Source organism: uncultured Actinomyces sp. (assembly GCF_963526355.1).
Taxonomy (GTDB): Bacteria; Actinomycetota; Actinomycetes; order Actinomycetales; family Actinomycetaceae; genus Actinomyces.
Genome location: NZ_CAUROW010000006.1, coordinates 65,653 through 83,897 on the forward strand (window position 1 = coordinate 65,653; position 18,245 = coordinate 83,897).

Here is an 18,245-nt window from a genome sequence, read left to right on the forward strand (position 1 = left end):
CTCAGGCCTCCTTCACGGTGGCAGTGGCCGGAACTGCGGCCGGGACAGAGGCGGAGGACGGATCGGCGCCACCGCGGCGACTCCCGCGCTCCGGGAGCCGGAAGACGGCCCGGACCAGAGGCGGCGCGGCGATGAACAGCACGATCGTGGACTGCAGGACCAGGACGATCTTGATGTGGGTGCCCGGGGCCGCCTGCATGGCGGTACCGCCGGCGCGCAGGGCGCCGAAGAGCAGCCCGGCCAGGACAGTGCCCACGGGCCGGGAGCGCCCCAGCAGAGCCACCGTGATGGCGTCGAAGCCGATGGTTCCCACAACGGACTCGTCCATGCTCTTCTGGGTTCCCAGGACCGGCGCGCTGGCGGCCAGCCCGCACAGGGCACCGGAGATCATCATGACCAGGCTCGTCACCCAGGGCACGCTCATGCCGGCGGTTCGGGCGGCGTCGGCGTTCAGACCGGTGGCCCGCAGCTGGAAGCCGAGGCGGGAGCGCTCCATGAGCCACCACACCGCCGCGGCGACCAGCAGGGCCAGGAGGAAACCGGCGTGGAGGCGGAAGGAGGAACCGGCCAGCGAGGGGTACTGGGCGGTCTCGACCACGGCCAGCGACTTGCGGTTGCCGGTCTCCCCCTCCCCGTTGAAGGTCTTGAGGCTGAGCACCTGTGACAGCAGGTGAGCGGCGATCGAGTTGAGCATGATCGTCACGATGACCTCGTTGGCTCCGGTACGGGCCTTGAGGACGCCGGCGATGCCGCCCCAGACCAGGCCTCCCAGGGCAGCCCCGACGACGGCCACGAGCAGGTGGGCCACTGGCGGCAGGTTCCAGGCGATACCCACGTAGCAGGCCGTGATCGCCCCGAGGATCATCTGCCCCTGGCCGCCGATGTTGAACAGGCCCGCCCGGAAGGCCACTGCCATACCGAGCCCGGCGATGATGAGCGGGGTGGCATTCGTCAGGGTGTCGGTGATGGGGCGGATCATGCGCACGCCCGTGGTGGCCCGCCAGTCCAGGACCGAGCCGCGCAACAGCGAGCTGTAGGCCTCGCTCAGCGTGGATCCGGCGGCGTGGAGGAAGTCACCGGGGCGGTTGAGGAGGTAGCCGGCCGTGTAGCGCACCTCGGCGTCGGCCGCGAGGATGAGGATCGAGCTGAGGAACAGGGCGGTCAGGATCGCGAGCAGCCCGACGACGGCAGGTGAGGAGGCGACCTGCCGCAGCAGAGCCGACTGGCCGCCGGGGCTGCGCTCGGGACAGTCCTCGGAGTGGCTCCTCGGTGTCGGTTCGGTGCTGGAGCCGGTGGTGGGAGTACTCATCGTGGCTGCTCCTGAGGGTCGAGGGCCTGCTCGGCGGGAGTGCCGGCCATCATGAGGCCCAGGGCGTCGCGGGCGGTGTCTGCGGGGACGGTGCCGATGATCCGTCCGCGGTACATGACGGCGATCCGGTCGGCCAGGGCGTAGATCTCGTCGAGCTCGGAGGAGATGATGAGGACGGCGGTGCCGGTGTCGCGCTCGGCGACGAGGCGCTGGTGGACGAACTCGATGGAGCCCACGTCCAGGCCACGGGTGGGCTGCGAGGCGACGAGGACCTTGAGGGGCCGGGAGAGCTCGCGGGCGAGGATGGCCTTCTGCTGGTTGCCGCCCGAGAGGGTCGAGATGGCGTCGTCGACGTCGGTGACGCGCACGTCGAACTCCTCACGCATCCGGTGGGCCGCCTCGCGCACGCGGGCCGGCGACAGCGATGGTCCCCGCCCCAGGGCGGGATCGTCGTAGCGGTCCAGGACCATGTTCTCGGCGACGGAGAGCTCGGCGACCATGCCGTCGGTGGAGCGGTCCTCGGGGACGAAGCCGAGCCCGGAGCGCAGCCTACGGCGTACCCCGTGGCGGGTGACGTCGTGGCCGTCGAAGGAGATGGCGCCGGCGGTGGGCGGGCGCAGCCCGAGGATCACCTCGCTCAGCTCGGTCTGCCCGTTGCCCTGGACTCCCGCGATGGCGAGGATTTCGCCGGCGCGCACGTGCAGGTCGACGTCGTCGAGCAGGACGGTGCCGTCCTCGATGATGCTGACGCCGCTCAGGGTCAGGGCCTCATGGCCGGCCTCGGCCGGGGGCTTGTCCACGGTGAGGGAGACGTCGTGGCCGACCATGAGGCCGGCTAGCTCGGCAGCCGAGGCGGTGGGCTCGGCTGCGCCGACGACTCGGCCGCGCCGGATGACGGTGATGGTGTCAGCGACCTCGCGGATCTCGCGCAGTTTGTGGGTGATGAAGACGATCGAGGTGCCGGCGGCCTTGAGCTCGCGCATGATGGTGATGAGCTCGTCGGTCTCCTGCGGGGTGAGTACGGCGGTGGGCTCGTCGAGGATGAGGACCTTGGCGTCTCTGGCCAGAGCCTTGATGATCTCCACGCGCTGCTGGACGCCGACGGGCAGGTCCTCGATGAGGGCGTTGGGGTCGACGTCGAAGCCGAAGCGGCGGGAGATCTCGGTGACCTTGGCCGCGGCGGCGCCGGCGTCGATGATCCCCATCGGCCCGACTGGCTCGTAGCCCAGGGTGACGGACTCGGCCACGGTGAAGACGGGCACGAGCATGAAGTGCTGGTGGACCATGCCGATGCCGGCGGCCACGGCGTCGCCCGGCCCGGAGAAGGTCACGGGCTCGTCGTCGATGAGGATCCTGCCCGCGTCGGGCTGGTAGAGGCCGTAGAGGACGTTCATGAGTGTGGACTTGCCCGCGCCGTTCTCGCCCAGGAGGGCGTGGATCTGGCCGGGCTCGACGGTCAGGTCGATGCGGTCGTTGGCCACGAGCGGCCCGAAGGCCTTCGTGATCCCGCGCAGCTCAAGCTTCACAACAGGCTCGCTTCCGGGTGGCGGTGGAGGCTCTGGAACAAGGCCCTAGGGGGCGCTCAGGAGGGGTCATAGGGGGTCGAGACGTCAAGGGTTCCGTCACTGATCTGGGTGCGCAGCTCCTCAATCCGCGCCTTGACCGATTCGGGCACGCTGGAGTCGAAGTCGTGGAAGGGGGCGACGGTCACCCCCTGGTTCTTGAGGGTGCCGATGTAGGGATCGGCGGAGAACCTGCCCTCAGAGGCGTCCTTGACGGTGTCGAACACCGAGTTGCCGATCTCCTTGACTACCGAGGTCATGATGATGGAGCCGTCACCAGTGGAGGTGTAGCCGTCGGAGTCGACCCAGATGACGGAGTTGGCGCCGCCGGCGGCGTTCCTCTGCTTGACGGTGGACAGCGTCCCCTGACCGACGGGGCCGGCCACGGGCATGACGATGTCGGCGCCCTGGGAGATGAACTGCTCGGTGATGGCCTGGCCCTTGGCGGCGTCGGAGAAGTTGCCGACGAAGGACCCGCCCTTGCCGGTGGTGGTGTCCCAGCCCTTGACCTGGACGGCGGCTCCGGTGTCCTCGTTGTACCTGGCCACGCCCTTGGCGAAGCCGTCCATGAAGATCTGGACGGTGGGCAGCGGTTTGCCGCCATAGGTGCCCACCACCCCGGTCTGAGAGGTGCCGGCGGCGGCGTAGCCGGCCAGGTAGGCGGCCTCGGCCGTCTTGAACAGCAGCGGTTTAGCGTTGGGCAGGGAGGCGGGCTGCCCGTCGGCGTCGATGAAGGAGGCGTCGATGAGGGCGAACTGGATGTCGGGATTGGCCTTGGCGGACTCGGTCAGGTCCGCGGCGATGTTGAAGCCGACACCGATGACGAGCTTGCAGTTCTGCTGGATGAGCGCGTAGATGTTGGTGGCGTAGTCGGCAGAGCTCTCCGACTGCACGGCGATGGTCTTGACTCCCAGCTCCTTACCGACCCGGTCCAGGCCCTTCTTGCCGGACTCGTTGAAGGAGTGGTCGTCGAAGCCGCCCTCGTCGGAGAGCATGCAGGCGGTGAAGTCCTTGTCCTCCTCCAGGTTGCGGGTGGGCCGCTGCGTCGGCGGCGTCCCGCAGGAGGTCAGGACCAGGACCAGGGTCGCACCGAGCATCATCGCGGAGCAGGCCTTCTTCATGGAAACCTCCGTGGTTCTCGCGTGCGGCAAGTTGCACGTCCGGTTTCCAAGGATAGGCGAAAATATGTGATTTAAATACCTTTTTAGCACCAAAAGATCCACCAGGGCGGCCCGCGACCACCTCAGTTTCTCCGCATCGGGCGCGACACCGGGAGGATCCCTTCTCCCGGCATCGGGCCCTTCAGAGGCCTCGGAAGCCTCGGACCTGTGGCTCCCGGACCGGCGAGGACGCTAAAGCAGGTCCTCGCGCCCAGCGCCACTCAGGGCGTCAACGACGCCCTTGACGTCTTGGGCGTGCTCGGACGTGGTGACCAGGAGAGCGTCAGGCGTGTCGATGACGACGGCGCCCGGCATGCCCAGCAGCACCACCGTGCGTCCGGACGTGGAGGCGATGAGGGCGCCGTCGGAGCCGATCGCCCGGACGTCGGCCCGAGGGGCCTCGGGAGCTGAGCCGTCAACGGCTTCAGCGCCATCAGCACCATTGATATTGTCGAGCACCCCGGCTCCGGTCGCCGGCCCCTCGTTGCGAGGGGCGACGAGCCCGATGAGAGCGTCGAAGCCGCCGACGTCATTCCACCCCATGGAGACCGGCACGGTGGCCACTCCCCCTGCGGCGGCCACTGGTTCGGCGATGGCGTGGTCGATGGCGATCTTCTCCAGGGCCGGCCAGCGCTCGGCCAGGACCTCCTCGCGCTCGGGGGTGTCCCAGGCCGCGGCGATGTCCTCGATGCCGGCCGCCAGCTGGGGCCTGAGCTCGGCCAGGTGGTCCAGGAGCACGCCGGCGCGGACCACGAACATTCCGGCGTTCCAGCGGTAGTCGCCGGTGGCCAGGTAGGCGGCGGCGGTGTCGGCGTCGGGCTTTTCGGTGAAGCCCAGGACCCTACGCCCATCGGGAGCGCCGGGCATGTCAGTGGGGTCCCCGGCGTGGATGTAGCCGAAGGCAGTTGAGGGGCCAGTGGCCTCGATCCCGATGGTGACCACCCAGCCCTGCTCGGCCAGGAGGGCGGCCTGGCGCACGGCATCGGCGAAGGCGGTTCGGTCGGCCACCGTGTGGTCGGCGGCGAAGGAGCCGACGACGGCGCCTCGCCCGTGACGGCGGGCGATGACGGCGGCGGCCAGGCCGATGGCCGCCATGGAGTCGCGCGGGGAGGGCTCGGCCAGGAGGTTGTCGCGTGGGACCTGCGGGAGCTGGTCGGCCACGACGGCGATATGGGCGGCGCCTGTGACCACCGTCGTCGTCGCGGCCAGGGGAGCCAAGCGCGCAACGGTGTCCTGCAGGAGGCTGCGGCCGGCCCCGGTGAGGTCGAGGAGGAACTTGGGACGCCTGCGCCGGCTGAGCGGCCACAGCCGGGTGCCCGCGCCCCCGGCGGGGATGATGGCGTGGATAGCCGGGGCCGAGCCGGCGGAGGGACTCGAGCCGCTGGGATGCGCGGCCTGAGTGGAGCCGCCGGGGTTACCAGGAGTGTCAGTCACCGGAACAGGCTACCGTCCCGGCAGGGCCTGTTCGTCACGTCGGCCCCGCCTCCGCCTCACTCCGGCTCAGGGGATCGGCACCGGAGGAACGTAGTTGGGGTGCGCCGTCGGGTCCGCCTCGAGGCTGCCGGTGATGGACTGGCGGGGCCAGGCCAGGGTCTCGGGTACGGAGAGCGTCACATAGTTGGGGCGCTCGCTGTCGTGGACCTCGTCGGGGTGGTCGACGTCGCGGGGCAGCGGCGGGTTGGCTATCCAGGCCGCCATGAGCAGGACGATGCGGCTGGTCAGGTGCAGCCACAGGACGAGGACGGCGATGGCGGCGAAGGAGGCCAGGACCGGGTTGCGCGCCACCGAGCCGACCGCACCGGTGCCCACCTGGCGCAGTACACCGAGTGCAAGGGCGCCCAGCATGCAGCCCAGTGCCAGATCGCGCCAAGGCGGGCGGATGCCGCACATGGAGACCAGGAGCGCCAGGATGCCGGCGTCGATGATGAAGGAGACCAGGAGCGTCGCCAGCCACGTTCCGGTCCCGGTCAGTGACTCCGGCAGGCCGAGGGCTCGTCCCACATGGCCCGACAGCGTCGTCGTCGCCACTGAGGCGACGGCGGTCACCAGCACCCCGGCCACGATGACGAAGAATCCGGCGATATTCGCCAGCTGCCCCAGCACCGGCCGCATCACGGGGTTGACCAGGCCGAACATGGCGCGCAGCGCGATCTTGAGGGTTCCCATGAGACTGATGACCGAGTAGACGAGCGCCCCGGCCGCCACCACGGAGCCCAGGTTGAGCGCCGAGCTGAGGGACAGCTGGCTCACGGAGACCAGCCCCTGACCTTTGCCGGAGTCGATGACGCCGGGCAGCAGGGAGTTGACCGAGTCGACGACAGCGGCGCGGAAGGTGGGGCGGTTGCCGAGCATCGCCATGAGCAGGTTCATCCCGATGACGAGCACCGCGAAGATCGAGAACAGGCCGGTGTAGGCGATCCCCCCGGCCATGAGCGCTCCGCGAGCCGTGCCGTAACGGACCAGGGCCCGCCCCACCCGCGTGCGCCGCACAGCAGCCAGCAAGGCTTTGGCGCGGTCGATCACATCGACACCACGGGAGTCGTCGGGGACGCCGGCGCGGCGGGCATCTCAGTCCCGACGGAGACCTCGGAGACACCAGATACGAGTGAGCCCCCGAAGGCGAAGACGGCGGCCACCTCCCAGCCGCGCACAGCATCGGACCCGCCGCTCCGGTCACAACGACCGGAGCGACCACCGAGGTGGCGGTAGAGGTGGAGCTTGGTGACGGTGAAGTCCATGGCCAGCCCCGCCCCCTTTCTCGCTGCGATGTCGAGGCCGTCGTCGGCGACCTCATGAGCCAGGGTCACGTGCGGGTGGAATGGGAAGCTCAAGGACCTGGCCAGGGGCCCGCGGCGGTCACGGACCCGTTCCTGAAGACGGTCACACTCCTGGGCGCCGCTGCGCAGTCCGAGGTAGACCACCGGGCTGACGGGCCGGAAGGTGCCGACCTCGTCGAGACGCACATCGAAGGGCTGCGTCCCGGCGGCCACACTACGCAGGTGACGCATCACGTCATCCAGCGACTCAATGTCCACAGCCGTGGGGGGAAGCAGGGTGATGTGAGGCGGGACGACCTCGGCCAGCGGGTCTCCGGCGGCCTCCCGCACTGACCGCACCTGGGCGGCATAGTGAGGGGGCAGGGCGATGGCCACACCGATGACGCACTGGTACGCGCCTGGTGCGGGGATCTGCATGGCTCCTGAACTCCTACGGGACGGTCGACTGAAACACCGAAACATGGTCGTGCGTCAGGACGAGCGGAAGTCCTGAGGACCACCTGGACACACTACCGCGTCACACCCCCACGTCCCAGCCCGGGGGCGTCGCACAAACGGGATAAGTCTGCCACGACTGACCGAGCGGATGAAATATGAACTACTACCACCCAATCTGTGCGACTCTGTGCGAGAACGTGCGGACATGGTGTTTTCGACGTCCAGGTCTGGCACACTGGCCCCATGCAGCCCGGCCCCTCAGCCTCCTCCACCGTCGGCTCGTCCCGTCCGGCGCCCATGCTCGCCCGACAGCGTCAGGAGCACATCCTGGAGCGGGTCGCGGCCACCGGCGGCATACGCGTAGCCGACATCGTCGAGGAGCTGGGGATCTCGGAGATGACCGTGCGCCGCGACATCACCGGGCTCGTCGCCCAGGGACTGGTCGAGCGCGTTCACGGCGGCGCGGTGGCCGCCGGCCCCACCACCCTCGAGCCGCGCTTCACCGCCAAGTCCACCCTCAATCTGGACGCCAAGCGACGCATCGGCCAGGCCGCGGCCGACATGGTTCGCCCCGGGGACTCCCTGGCGCTGTCGGCCGGTACGACCACCCTGGCGCTCGCCCAGGCGCTGACCGAGCTGGAGCACTTCCCCACCCTGACCGTCATCACGAACTCGCTGCCCGCCGCGCAGGTGCTCTTCGACGCCGCCGATGCCGCCCGCGCCGAGAACCGCGATGCCCCCACGGTGGTGATCACCGGGGGTGAGCGCACGCCGTCGAACGCCCTGGTGGGGCCGGTGGCCATCGACGCGCTGCGCACGATGCGCGTGGAATGGGTCTTCCTGGGCGCCCACGGATTCACCCCCGAGGCCGGCCTCATGACCCCCAACCTGCTGGAGGCCTCCGCCAACCAGGCGCTCGTCGCCGCGGGGCGCACGGTCGTGGCCACACTGGACTCCTCCAAGTGGGGCGTCCTGGGGCTGCGGTCCTTCTGCGCCACCCGGGACATCGGGGTCCTGGTGACCGATACCGAGCCCGACGCCGGCACCGTCGAGACCCTCCGGCAGGCCGGCACACGTGTGACTATCGCCCCCTGAGCCCAGCCGCCTCCCGCCCCCGACCCTCATCTGCTCAACACATTCGAACAACCCACTACAGGAGACCACGATGACCAACGATGCTCCCGTCTTCGCTCCCGCCATGAGCCCCCAGGGGGGCGCCGAGGCCGCCACCACCCTGTTCCGCGAGACCTTCGAGGCCGAACCCGACGGCGTGTGGTACGCACCCGGGAGAGTCAACATCATCGGCGAGCACACCGACTACAACGGCGGCCTGGCCCTCCCCATCGCCCTGCCCCACCGGGCGCACTTGGCGCTGCGACGCCGTGACGACCGCATTGTGCGCCTGGTCTCCCCCCAGACCCGGGAGAAGGTCGATGTCATGGACCTCGACACGATCGGTCCCAAGGGGACCCCCGGCGAAGTGGCGCACTGGGCCGCTTACATCGCCGGTGTCGCCTGGGCGCTGGAGCGCGACGGGTTCGAGAACCTGCCCGGTTTCGACGCCGCCCTCGTCTCCTGCGTGCCCCTGGGAGGCGGGCTGTCCTCCTCCGCGGCCCTGGAGTGCTCGGCGGCCGTGGCCATCGACGAGGTCGCAGGTCTCGGGCTGGCCGGCACGCCTGAGGAGCCCAACGACGCCGGACGCGCCCGCCTGGCGACCAACTGCGTGCGCACGGAGAACGAGATGGCCGGAGCCCCCACCGGCGGCATGGACCAGTCGGCCTCCCTGCGCTGCCGCGAGGGCCACGCCCTGGAGCTGGACTGCCGCGACGGCTCGGTGGACCACGTGCCCTTCGACCTGGCCGCCGAGGACCTGGCCCTGCTGGTCATCGACACCAAGGCCAAGCACTCCCTGGACGACGGTCAGTACGGTGCCAGGCGAGCCGCCTGCGAGCGCGCAGCCCAGATCCTGGGCGTCGAGCTCCTGGCGGACATCGCAATCGAGGACCTGCCCGCCGCCCTGGAGCGCCTGACCGACGGCGGGAACCCCGCAGAGGCCGACGAGCTGGTCAAACGCACCCGCCACGTGGTCTCCGAGATCGACCGCACCCGCCGACTGGTGGAGCTCCTGCAGGACGGGCGCCCCCTGTGCGGGGAGAAGCTCGCCACGGCGGGAGAGCTCATGAACGCCTCTCACGAGTCGCTGCGCGTGGACTACGAGTGCACCTGCCCCGAGCTGGACGTGGCCGTGGAGGCGGCTCGGGCCGCCGGCGCCCACGGAGCGCGCATGACCGGAGGCGGGTTCGGCGGCTCGGCGATCGCCCTGGTGAATGCCGACGCCGTCCACGACGTGGCCGTCGCTGTCGCCGAGGCCTACGCACGCGAGGGCTTCAACCCGCCGGCCTTCCTGAACGCGGTCCCGGCCGCGCCGGCCGGCCGTCTCGTCTGAGTCGCGCTGCGCTCACCCCTTACTCAATCGTTCAGTCGCCTTCCGGGGCCCAGCCCTCTCCTACTTCGGTTGGAGAGGGCTCTCAGTAATCCTCCTGAGGGATGAGGCTCGACCGAACGTCGCCACCGTAGCCTCGGAGTGCATTATCCGGGAATGCGGTGTCTTCCGCTCCGGTTCCGATTCTCGTTGTCATCATGGAGGACGCCGTGAAGCGCTTCGTCTGGCCCACCCTCAAGGTCTTGATCGCGGTGATCGTCGCCGCCGCCCTGGTGAAGATCGCCTTCTTCCCCTCACAGAAGACCGAGGCCACCGCGGACATCACCCCCGGCTACTCCGCCAGCGTCAAGACGGTCTCCGTCACCACCGGCACCATCGCCAACACGGTCGAGATCAAGGGCCGCGTCGTCCAGGACGCCTCGGTCGACGTCCAGGCGGACCTGGCCGGGGTGGTCGACTCCGTCGCCGTGGAGAAGGATCAGCAGGTCAGCGCCGGCGAACCGCTGCTCTCCATCAAGCACTCCGAGCCCCAGTCCCCGATCACCAGGACCGATGAGCAGGGCAATGTCACCCAGACCCCGGTGGCGGACAAGGTCACCTGGTCCACGATCTATGCGCCCGTCAGCGGCACCGTGACCCCCAAGGTCATCAAGCAGCAGGACACCGGAGTCGGCGTGGTCGTGGCCACGATCGCCCCCTCGTCCTACTCGGCCACCGGCACCGTCAGCGCCGCCCAGCAGTACCGGCTCACCAACGCCCCCACCACTGCGACTCTGACGATGGAGGGCGGCCCGTCCCCGTTCCAGTGCAGCAACCTCAAGATCGGCACCAAGACCGCCGCCTCGACAACCGCCGGTGGGGAGGGGCAGACGACCACCTCCGCAGACGGCACCAGCGTGGAGATACGCTGCGCGGTGCCCGCGGACCAGAAGGTCTTCGCCGGCATGTCGACCACCATCAGTGTCGACGCGGGCAGTGCCTCCGACACCCTGCTGGTACCGGCCACCGCCGTGGAGGGCAAGATCGGCTCTGGCTTCGTGTGGCTGGTACCCGATTCCGGAGACGCCTCCAAGGCGGTCAAGACCGCCGTGACGCTGGGAATCACGGATGGTACGAACATCCAGGTCACCGACGGCCTCAAGGCGGATCAGAAGATCCTCCAGTTCGTGCCCAACAAGGACACGCAACGCACCGGGACACCGGACACCTGCGAGCAGGACAACTCCGCCTGCTACGACTCCAACGGTAAGGAGATCCTGTGAGCGGGCTGCTGGAGCTACGGGAGATCACTCGCACCTTCACCGTTCCGGACTCCCCGCCGCTGGAGATCCTCACCGGCATCAACCTGAGCGTCTCCCCCGGCGAGCACGTGGCCATCGTGGGGCGCTCGGGAACGGGGAAGTCGACGCTGCTCAACATCCTGGGGCTGATCGACCAACCGACGTCGGGTTCCTACACACTGGTCGGCACCGACACCTCCCGGCTCGGCGAGAGCCGCCGCGCCCATCTGCGGGGTCGGACCTTCGGCTTCGTCTTCCAGTCCTTCAACCTCATCCCGGGACTGAGCACCACCGAGAACGTGGCCGCCCCGCTCCTGTACGACACCGGCAAGGCCTTCTGGACCCGCAGGTCACGGGCGGTCGAGCTGCTCGAGGCCGTGGGTCTGGGAAATCGGGTGGGCTCGCCCATCGGGCGCCTGTCGGGCGGTGAGCAGCAGAGAGTGGCCATCGCCCGGGCCCTGGCCCGCCGCCCCAGCATCATCCTCGCCGATGAGCCCACCGGCGCCCTCGACGTCGACACCGGTAACTCGGTCATGACGCTCCTGGAGCGCCAGTGCGCCGAGAACGGCGCCGCCCTCATCATCATCACCCACGACCTGGCCGTGGCCGGCCGCGCCCACACGCAGTACCGGCTCGATCACGGCGTTCTCACCCCGATCTCCGTCACCCGCAGGCAGGTCGGCAGCCTGGAGGAGTTCGGCGAGGTGGTCGTCCCTCCGACCTCCCCCTTCCCGACCGCCCCGGCCATTCATGAAGGAGTCTCATGAACAGCATTCTCACCGGATTCTTCGGCGCCATCGTCGAGGCCTGGGCCCAGCTGCGCATTGGCAAGCTCCGGATCCTGCTGTCCCTGGTGGGCGTGGCTGCGGCGGTGGCGACCATGGCCTTCGTCATCGCCGTGGGGCAGATCACCGTCAACACCATGAACAAGGCCATGGAGCAGTACGGCGGCCGACCGGGTACGGTCACGATCAATGTCAGCCCCACCGGCAAGGGTCTGAGCCAGGCCGTCCAGGCCGACGACGCCCCCGACGCCGAGGCGAGCGCCACCCCCGGCGGCGGTGCCGGCAATAGCGGAGGCAGCGGTGGGGGCTCGGCGGGATCCGGCTCCTCCGGAGGCTCGGCCGGTGGTGCGAGCACCACCACCAGCGCCGCCACCTCCGCGAGGATCTCGGAGGCGATGAACGGCTTCGTCGAACGCAACGAGGTCTCCTCCTGGGCGACGACCTACACCTCCAACGTCCGGTTCTCCTTCCCCGAAGGGGCTCGGTCCGTCACCACCCAGACCGTGAGCCTGAGCTACGGGCTCATGCATCACAAGGCCGTTGCCCAGGGGCGCTGGTTCACCGCGCAGGACGAGGACGACCTCTCCCCGAGCCTGGTCGTCACCCAGGGCTTCCTCGATGAGATGGGAATCGAGAAGTTCACCGGGCCGATCACCATCAACTCCTTCTCGCCCGTGCAGACCTCCTTCACGATCGTCGGGGTGCTCAAGCCGGAGAACCTGAAGCTCCTCGGCTGCACCGGCGACGCCGAGCAGGACAAGGACCTGCCCTGCAAGCAGCCAGTCAACGCATTCGCCCTCAACACCTCCTACGAGCAGTGGCTGCCCAAGGACGCCGACCGGCCCGCCCCCACGCTGGAGGTCTGGGCCGGCAAGAGCGGCGCCAAGGAGCTGGCGAACCTGGCCAAGAAGGACCTGGACGCGCGCTTCGGCCAGGGCTCGACCCAGGCCTCGGACAACCTCTCGAGCAGCGGAGCCTTCAGCGCGGACTCCTTCACCACAGGGGCCACCATGGCCGGCGCGCTCGTCATGGTCCTGGGCGCCCTGAGCCTGGTCAACATCTCGTTGGTGACCGTGCGCCAGCGCATCCACGAGATCGGGGTGCGACGCTCCTTCGGGGCCACGAGCCGGCGCATCTTCTTCTCCATCATGCTGGAGTCAGTGGTGGCCACGATGGTCGCCGGCATCGTCGGCATCGGGCTCGCCATCGCGGCATTGCGCTTCCTGCCGTGGGCTGACCTCATGAACTTTCCTGAAGCCCCCACGGTGTCCTCCTTCCCCATGGTGGCCGCCGTCATCGGTCTCGCCGCGGCCACCGTCGTCGGCGCCCTGGCGGGCATCATCCCGGCGATCGTGGCCACCCGCATCCGGCCGATCGACGCGATCCGCTACTGACACAAAAGGGCCTACGGGGGCCGGGAGCGCTCAGACGCCCCCGGCCCCCGCCCATTCCAATACCCGTCAGTCCTCAGAGATACTCATCTGTACTCAATGACGAGCGGGGCGTGGTCGGACCAGCGGGAGGCGTAATCGGGCGCCCGGTCCACGCTGACGCTGCGGGCCCGCTCGGCCAGGGCGGGGGTGATGACCTGGTAGTCGATCCTCCAGCCGGCGTTGTTGTCGAAGGCCTTGCCGCGCTGGGACCACCACGTGTACGGCCCCTGCTCCGCCTCCCCCACGAGGTGACGCGAGGCGTCCACCCAGCCGGAGGAGAACCAGCCCTCCAGGTGGGCGATCTCCTCGTCCATGACGCCGGCGATCTTGTTGTGGTTGGGCTTCCAGTTCTTGATGTCGCGCTCGGAGCGCACCACGTTGAGATCGCCGGCCATGAGGACCTGGAGTCCGCCGTCGCGGGCAGCGGCCAGGAGGTCGGCCATGCGGGCGTCGACGAGCTCGAGGTGGGCGTACTTCTGGTCCATCTTCTCGGTGCCGAGCTGTCCGGAGTGGAGGTAGGCGGAGATGACGGTGAGCCGCTCGACGCCGTCAAGCCCTGTGAGGGTCAGGTCGGCTTCGAGCCAGCGGCCGGAGTCGACGTCGGGCTCCTCGGTTCCGGGCGCCGCCACGCCATGGCGCAGCTCGCCGAGGGTGGCGGGGCCTCCAGCACGTACGGCGACGCCCACGCCGGCGCGCCCCTTGATGCGGCAGGGCCAGATGGCGGACTCGTAGCCGGGCAGGAGGTCGGCCGCGATCTGCTCGTCGGCGCGGACCTCCTGGAGCAGAAGAATGTCCGGGGCCGAGGCCGTGAGCCACTCCCCCATGCCTTTGCGGGCGGCGGCACGGATGCCATTGACGTTGACGGTGGCGATACGCATGGCGGCAAGACTACGCGGTCGGTCCTGAGCCTGAGACGATAGGACCATGAGCGAGGCCGGCACGCGCGTAAGAACCGTTCACGTCCTGGTCCAGGGCACGGTCCAGGGGGTGGGTTTTCGCTACCACTGCGCCTACACCGCCCAGGAGCTGGGCGTGGTGGGACAGGTCCGCAACCTGCCCGACGGCGACGTCGAGGTCATGGCCCAGGGTGAGCCGGACGCCGTGGCCCGGCTGATATCGTGGCTAGCACGTGGACCACGGTGGGCCTCGGTGCGCTCGACGACCGTCACTGATCTGCGCGCCGGTTGCCTGGAGAGCCGTCGGTTCGAGATCTCTGGATGAGAGGAGCGAGCCGTGAATGCCGACAACGTCCCGCAGTCCCGCAGCGGGAACCGCGCCCCGTGGTGGGCGGCTCTCGCTGTCCTGGGAGCCTTCTTGCCCGTCCTGGCCCTGACGCGGCCCCTCGACCGCATTGCCATCGTCCTGTGGCTGGCCTCCATGCCGCTGTGCATCCTCGGTTGCTTCATGCTGGCCAAGGAGATCGCGGCGCGCCGCGCCTCCAGGCAGGACCTGGACTGACATCGTCCCGACACCACCTGTCTCACAGCATCGCCGTCTGCGGAGCCAGGCCTGAGACATGACATGAGGGGGCGGATGAAGTTATCCTCATCCGCCCCCGCATGATGTCTCACAACAGTCTCAGGACCTCAGCCGGCCTCGGAGCCGGTCATGCGACGACGACGCAGCACGAGCGCCGCTCCTCCGCCGGTCAGGAGCAGCAGGGCGATGGCGCCCAGGGCGAGTGCCTGGGTACCGGTCAGTGGCAGGCCGGCCACGGTGTTCCTGGTTCCCGCGGTGGGCGAGGCGGCACTGTGGTTGGTGGTACCCGGAGCCCCCTGGCCGGGGGGCGCAGTCGAGCCGCTATCGTTGCCGTTGTTGGACCCGTTGCCGTTGTTCGAGCCGTCGGACCCGTTGTCGGTGCCGGGGACGTCGCAGGCGCCGGCCTTGGCGGTGCAGGGATCGGTGATCTGCTTGTCGGTGAAGCCCAGCCCCTGAGTGCGCAGGAGGATGGTGGAGTCGAGCTGGCCGTCCTGCGCGTCGGCGATGGCAACGCGTATGTGCACCGTCTGCCCCGGGGTGACCGCGGCCTGGCAGGGAAGGGCCGAGGTGTAGCCGTTGAACTCGACCGGGATCTGGCCCGGTTTGTGGCCAGAGACGTTGGCGGTGTAGTAGTCGGCATTCGAGGACTCGTTGACGGAGGCCGCACTCACGGCCGTCTGGGAGCCGGGCACGTAGGCGCACTCGGTGCCGTTGACCTGGATGCTCAGCGGGTCCTTGTAGCCGCGGGACTGCCAGGCCGCCGGGGTCGCCTCGGTAGCGCCGGCATACTCCTCGGAGCCGAGGCTGTAGTAGAGGACGACGTTGGAGCTGGTGGCGGTGACGTCGAACTCCAGGACGGCCTCATCGTAGACGTCGATGCCGGCCATCTGCGCCAGGCCCGCAGGGTCCTCGACGGCGCCGAGGTCTCCAGTGGTGTCGAGGGCGTCGTTGGGCCCCAGGACCGCGGAGCGGGTGAAGTCGACGTCGGAGTCGGCGGTGGGGTCGGGGTCGATGAGGGAACCGGTGGTCAGAGCGACCCCCTCGGTGATGGCGTTGCCGTCACCCGGCAGGCCCTTGACGGAGCCGATCTGAACGTCCTTGCCGGAGACGGTCGCGTTGGTGACGGTTGCGTTGGGCCCGGCGACCATCTGGGCGAGGGACTGGGGGCTCACCGTGGAGGAGTCACGCAGGGAGGTGGTGGACTGCCCCGCCGTATTCGGCGTCGGTGCGGCCGCCACTGAGGGGGCCGCACCGAGGGCGAGTGCAGCCAGAAGAACAGTTGTTGGTGCGATGAACCGTCGCAGACGGATGGGAAAGGTACTCACAGGATCTCCGTTAGATACAGGGCCGCCCGACGTCGGACGACCACCTGAACCGACAGGCTCGGGAGACCGGACAGCTCACGGAGAACAGAAGTAATACTAACCGGCCAGTTGACATCGAGGCATGTGGGGTATATCACCGGAGCGACCAGGAACCTCGACATCCTCTGGAAGCGCGGGGAATGAGTCTTCGGTGGGAGCACCCGAAACTGGACGGTTGGTCCAAAGGCCTGTTCCGCAATCTTCAGGTTCCCCTAAGGTAGGGACTGGGAGACCTGATGACAACGGCTCACGGCGCACTGACACCCTCATCCCTCATGAGTTAAGGACAGTACGGACAATGACCGTGACACACACTTCGTTCCGCGCCCGTCGCAGACGACTGGCAGCGGCGCTGGCACTTGGACTCCTGGTGGCCGGGACCGGAACCACCGCGCTCGCCGATGAGACCCCCTCCCCCGCCCCCAGTGCCTCTTCCGAGGCGGCTCCCGAGGCAGGGGCAGGTCAGCGGGCCGGGCAGGCCCCGGCCGATCAGGGTCAGGCGGCGCAGGGCGATCAGAAGGCCGAGCAGGCAGCTGCCGGCGTTGCGGCGCAGGACGCGAACGGATTCAAGGCCGACAACCCCGGCTGGGCCAACGCCACCAAGCACACCGGTGCGGCCCACGGGGTCGAGGAGAACTACACCGCCAAGTGGACCCGCGCCGACGCCATGCAGATTCAACGGGTCTCCGACCCCAACGCGCCGTCGGGCGCCAGCTCGATGCCCGAGCAGTACACGATGCCGGAGATCTCCAACGGCTTCCCGACCACGAGCGACGACGTGTGGGTGTGGGACACCTGGACGCTGACCGATGAGGCCGCCCACCAGATCTCCTACAACGGCTGGGAGATCGCCTTCTCCCTGGTGGCCGACCGGCACGCCGGTTACACCTTCGACGACCGTCACACCCACGCGCGCCTGGGCTTCTTCTATCGCAAGGCCGGCACACAGACCTCCTCGGCCGACGGCGCGAACAGCTCCAACGGCGGCTGGATCTACGGCGGGCACGTCTTCCCCGACGGCGCCTCCGGCTCGATCTTCGAGGACCAGAGCTTCACGGCCCAGACCGAGTGGTCCGGTTCGGCCCGCCTCATGGAGGACAACAAGATCCGTATGTTCTACACCTCGGTGGCCTTCTACAACACCACCACCGGCGGCAGCGGAGACGGCGGTTACGGCCAGGACGACAACGGTTCCTCCAAACCCTACGACCCGCGGATCGTGCAGTCCGAGGGACGCATCCACGCCGATGAGAACGGCGTGTGGCTCACCGGATTCCGCACCCAGCACCAGCTGCTCGTCCCGGACGGCAAGTACTACCAGACCCGCGAGCAGAACCCGGGTGTGAACTTCCGCGACCCCTTCACCTTCCGTGACCAGAACAACCCCTCCGACCCCAACGAGTACATGGTCTTCGAGGGCAACTCGGCGTTCGTGCGTGAACAGCAGTACGTCGATGCGGCGGCCAAGGCCGGTCAGAACACCGCCCTGGCCACATGCACCGAGGAGGATCTCGGCTATGAGAAGGGCGATCCCAAGGCGGAGACGGTCGAGTCGGTCAACCAGCGCGGCGGCCACTACCAGCTGGCCAACGTGGGGCTGGCCCGGGCTAAGAACAAGGCGATGACCCAGTGGGAGTACCTGCCGCCGCTATTGAGCGGTAACTGCGTCAACGATCAGACCGAGCGGCCCCAGATCTACTTCCAGGACGGCAAGTACTACCTGTTCACGATCTCGCACCGGGAGACCTACGCCGACGGGCTCCAGGGCCCCGAGGGCGTCTACGGGTTCGTGGGCGACGGGCTGCGAAGTGACTACAAGCCGCTCAACCAGGGCACGGGTATCGCACTGGGCAACCCGATCAACCTCAACTTCAGCCCGGGTAAGCCCTACTCACCGGACTTCAACCAGAGCCCGTACACCTTCCAGTCCTACTCGCACTACGTGATGCCCGGCGGTCTGGTGGAGTCCTTCATCGACTCCATCGGCGGCAACAAGGATGGCAACCCGGTGCGTGGGGGCTCGCTGGCCCCGACGGTGAAGATCAACATCTCCGGGGACACCACCTCGGTGGACCGCACCTACGGCACCAACGGGTTGGGAGGGTTCGCGGACATTCCCGCGGACCGGGCCCGGACCAACGGCGGTGATACCCGTCCGCAGCGCCTGAAGTAGGCGCCACGGTCAGGGCACCACCGCCCGAGCATGAGGCGGGGC

Annotated in this window: 16 protein-coding genes; 8 read left to right on the forward strand and 8 right to left on the reverse strand. The window is 68.8% G+C overall.

What is annotated here, in order from left to right:
• Position 1 precedes the first annotated feature (1 nt).
• From RWR81_RS03250 to RWR81_RS03275, 6 genes are all read right to left on the reverse strand, one after another.
• On the reverse strand, positions 2-1,309 hold the full coding sequence (locus tag RWR81_RS03250; protein ID WP_314454319.1) for an ABC transporter permease: 1,308 nt from the start codon (positions 1,307-1,309) through the stop codon (positions 2-4).
• Positions 1,306-2,835, reverse strand: a complete 1,530-nt coding sequence (locus RWR81_RS03255; RefSeq protein ID WP_314454322.1) for an ABC transporter ATP-binding protein — start codon at positions 2,833-2,835, stop codon at positions 1,306-1,308. Before RWR81_RS03255 ends, RWR81_RS03250 begins: the two co-directional genes overlap by 4 nt.
• A gap of 56 nt (positions 2,836-2,891) precedes the next feature.
• Positions 2,892-3,992, reverse strand: a complete 1,101-nt coding sequence (locus RWR81_RS03260; RefSeq protein WP_314454326.1) for a BMP family ABC transporter substrate-binding protein — start codon at positions 3,990-3,992, stop codon at positions 2,892-2,894.
• A gap of 231 nt (positions 3,993-4,223) precedes the next feature.
• Positions 4,224-5,465, reverse strand: coding sequence for a mannose-1-phosphate guanylyltransferase (locus tag RWR81_RS03265; protein ID WP_314454329.1), 1,242 nt, complete (start codon positions 5,463-5,465; stop codon positions 4,224-4,226).
• Between the two features lie 66 nt (positions 5,466-5,531).
• Positions 5,532-6,554, reverse strand: a complete 1,023-nt coding sequence (locus RWR81_RS03270; RefSeq protein WP_314454331.1) for a YihY/virulence factor BrkB family protein — start codon at positions 6,552-6,554, stop codon at positions 5,532-5,534.
• The gene (locus RWR81_RS03275; protein WP_314454333.1) at positions 6,551-7,225 is read right to left on the reverse strand and encodes a 2'-5' RNA ligase family protein; all 675 of its coding nucleotides are present in this window, start codon (positions 7,223-7,225) and stop codon (positions 6,551-6,553) included. Before RWR81_RS03275 ends, RWR81_RS03270 begins: the two co-directional genes overlap by 4 nt.
• Positions 7,226-7,543: 318 nt before the next feature.
• Between RWR81_RS03275 and RWR81_RS03280 the strand changes: the two genes are divergently transcribed.
• From RWR81_RS03280 to RWR81_RS03300, 5 genes are all read left to right on the forward strand, one after another.
• Positions 7,544-8,341 (forward strand): DeoR/GlpR family DNA-binding transcription regulator, encoded by a 798-nt coding sequence (locus tag RWR81_RS03280; RefSeq protein ID WP_314454366.1) that lies wholly within the window; start codon positions 7,544-7,546, stop codon positions 8,339-8,341.
• Positions 8,342-8,411: 70 nt separating this feature from the next.
• Entirely contained in the window at positions 8,412-9,692 is a 1,281-nt protein-coding gene (gene galK, locus RWR81_RS03285) for a galactokinase (protein WP_314454336.1), read from the forward strand.
• A 194-nt stretch (positions 9,693-9,886) separates the two neighbouring features.
• Complete coding sequence (locus RWR81_RS03290; RefSeq protein ID WP_314454338.1) at positions 9,887-10,951, forward strand: biotin/lipoyl-binding protein; 1,065 nt, start codon at positions 9,887-9,889, stop codon at positions 10,949-10,951.
• Positions 10,948-11,736, forward strand: coding sequence for an ABC transporter ATP-binding protein (locus RWR81_RS03295; protein ID WP_314454341.1), 789 nt, complete (start codon positions 10,948-10,950; stop codon positions 11,734-11,736). The genes RWR81_RS03290 and RWR81_RS03295 overlap by 4 nt, the downstream gene beginning before the upstream one ends.
• A complete protein-coding gene (locus RWR81_RS03300) occupies positions 11,733-13,148 on the forward strand; it encodes an ABC transporter permease (protein WP_314454345.1) in 1,416 nt (471 codons plus the stop codon). Before RWR81_RS03295 ends, RWR81_RS03300 begins: the two co-directional genes overlap by 4 nt.
• Positions 13,149-13,231: 83 nt before the next feature.
• On the opposite strand, the gene RWR81_RS03305 is transcribed toward RWR81_RS03300, so the two are convergent.
• A complete protein-coding gene (locus RWR81_RS03305) occupies positions 13,232-14,065 on the reverse strand; it encodes an exodeoxyribonuclease III (protein ID WP_314454348.1) in 834 nt (277 codons plus the stop codon).
• 46 nt (positions 14,066-14,111) lie between these two features.
• Between RWR81_RS03305 and RWR81_RS03310 the strand changes: the two genes are divergently transcribed.
• Positions 14,112-14,408, forward strand: a complete 297-nt coding sequence (locus RWR81_RS03310) for an acylphosphatase (protein ID WP_314454351.1) — start codon at positions 14,112-14,114, stop codon at positions 14,406-14,408.
• 12 nt (positions 14,409-14,420) lie between these two features.
• Positions 14,421-14,645 carry a hypothetical protein gene (locus RWR81_RS03315; protein ID WP_314454354.1) on the forward strand — a complete coding sequence of 75 codons (225 nt, stop codon included), beginning with the start codon at positions 14,421-14,423 and terminating at the stop codon, positions 14,643-14,645.
• Between the two features lie 128 nt (positions 14,646-14,773).
• On the opposite strand, the gene RWR81_RS03320 is transcribed toward RWR81_RS03315, so the two are convergent.
• On the reverse strand, positions 14,774-15,991 hold the full coding sequence (locus tag RWR81_RS03320) for a choice-of-anchor L domain-containing protein (protein WP_314454356.1): 1,218 nt from the start codon (positions 15,989-15,991) through the stop codon (positions 14,774-14,776).
• A 337-nt stretch (positions 15,992-16,328) separates the two neighbouring features.
• Here RWR81_RS03320 and RWR81_RS03325 point away from each other — a divergent pair, with 337 nt between their 5' ends.
• Positions 16,329-18,203 (forward strand): glycoside hydrolase family 68 protein, encoded by a 1,875-nt coding sequence (locus tag RWR81_RS03325; RefSeq protein ID WP_314454358.1) that lies wholly within the window; start codon positions 16,329-16,331, stop codon positions 18,201-18,203.
• The last annotated feature ends 42 nt before the right edge of the window (positions 18,204-18,245 follow it).